This is a genomic window from Halopolyspora algeriensis, assembly GCF_003337235.1.
Lineage (GTDB): Bacteria > Actinomycetota > Actinomycetes > Mycobacteriales > Pseudonocardiaceae > Haloactinomyces > Haloactinomyces algeriensis.
This window is the reverse complement of the sequence record NZ_QPJC01000029.1, coordinates 1-1,918: the sequence shown is the minus strand read 5'-3', so window position 1 is coordinate 1,918 and position 1,918 is coordinate 1. Positions and strand designations below refer to the sequence as shown.

Sequence of the window (1,918 nt, the reverse complement as noted above, 5' to 3'; positions counted from 1 at the left end):
TCCTTCTTCGCCTCGGCGGTTCCTGAGGAGCCGGAGACGATGGCGCCGGCGTGGCCCATGGTCTTGCCCTCGGGAGCGGTGAAGCCGGCCACGTAGCCCACCACCGGCTTGGTGATGTGGGCCTTGATGTACTCGGCGGCCCGCTCCTCGGCGTCACCACCGATCTCGCCGATCATCACGATCGCCTCGGTGTCCGGATCGTCCTGGAACGCCTGCAGCGCGTCGATGTGCGTGGTGCCGATGACCGGATCCCCGCCGATGCCGACACAGGTGGAGAAACCGATGTCACGCAGCTCGTACATCATCTGATACGTCAACGTGCCGGACTTGGACACCAGGCCGATCTTGCCGCCGGAGGTGATGTCGGCGGGAATGATGCCCGCATTCGACTTGCCGGGGCTGATCACGCCGGGGCAGTTCGGACCGACGATGCGGGTGGTGTTGCCCGTCGCGGTGGCGTGCGCCCAGAAGGAGGCCGCGTCGTGCACCGGGATGCCCTCGGTGATCACCACCGCCAGGCCGATCTCGGCGTCGATGGCCTCGATGACGGCGTCCTTGGCGAAGCGCGGCGGCACGAACAGCACCGAGACGTCGGCACCGGTCTCCTTCATGCCCTCGGCCACACTGCCGAACACCGGCAACTGCCGGCCCTCGATGGCGACGGTCTGCCCGGCCTTGCGAGCGTTGACACCGCCGACGATGTTGGTTCCCGCGCGCAGCATCCGCGCGGTGTGCTTGGTGCCCTCCGAACCGGTGATGCCCTGGACGAGGACCTTGCTGTTCTCGTTGAGAAAAATGGACACTTCCAGCTCGCCCCTCACTTACCCGCAGCCAGTTCGGCGGCCGCCTCGGCCGCGCCGTCCATGGTGTCCACCACTGTGACCAGCGGGTGGTTGGCCTCGGCCAGAATCGCCCGGCCCTGCTCGACGTTGTTGCCGTCGAGGCGGACCACCAGCGGCTTGCTCGCCTCGTCGCCGAGCATGCCCAGCGCCTGCACGATGCCGTTGGCCACCGCGTCGCAGGCGGTGATGCCGCCGAAGACGTTGACGAACACCGACTTCACGTCGCTGTCGCCGAGGATGACGTCCAGCCCGGCCGCCATCACCTCCGCCGAGGCGCCGCCGCCGATGTCCAGGAAGTTCGCCGGCTTGACACCGTTGTGCCCCTCGCCGGCGTAGGCGACCACGTCCAGCGTGGACATGACCAGGCCCGCACCGTTGCCGATGATGCCGACCTCACCGTCGAGCTTGACGTAGTTGAGGTCCTTGGCCTTGGCCTTGGCCTCCAGCGGGTCCTCGGCCCCCTCGTCGACGAGTTCGGCCTGCTTCGGCTGGCGGAAGGAGGCGTTGCCGTCGAGGGTCACCTTGCCGTCCAGCGCGAGGACCGTGCCCTGCGGGTCGGAGACCAGCGGGTTGATCTCGGCCAGCGTGGCGTCCTCGGCAACGAAGGCCTCCCAGAGCTTGACGGCGATGTCGGCGACCTGGTCGGCGATGGAGGCCGGGAACCGCGCGGCCTCGACGATCTCGCGCGCGGTGGCCTCGTCGACCCCCCGGATGGGGTCGATCGGAACCTGGGCAACGGCCTCGGGCTTGGTCGCCGCGACCTCCTCGATCTCCATACCGCCCTCGACCGAGGCAATCGCCAAAAACCGGCGATTGGCCCGATCCAGCAGGTAGGAGAAGTAGTACTCGTCAGCGATGTCGGACGCCTCGGTAACCAGTACCTGACGTGTGACATGACCCTTGATGTCCAGCCCGAGGATCGCCTCGGCCTTCTCCCGGGCCTCGGTGGGGCTCTCGGCCAGCTTCACACCGCCGGCCTTGCCCCGTCCTCCGGCCTTGACCTGGGCCTTGACCACCACAGGTCCGCCGAGTTCTTCAGCGGCTGCCTTGGCCCCGTTCGGATCAGTGGCCACGGA

2 protein-coding genes are annotated in these 1,918 nt (G+C 68.0%); both read right to left on the bottom strand.

Translation table 11 applies throughout. The features are described 5' to 3' along the window. On the bottom strand, nt 1–803 hold an 803-nt coding region (sucD, locus tag DFQ14_RS21570), incomplete at its 3' end, for a succinate--CoA ligase subunit alpha (protein ID WP_114455175.1). A gap of 14 nt (nt 804–817) precedes the next feature. Further along, on the bottom strand, nt 818–1,918 hold a 1,101-nt coding region (sucC, locus tag DFQ14_RS21565; protein ID WP_114455174.1), incomplete at its 5' end, for an ADP-forming succinate--CoA ligase subunit beta.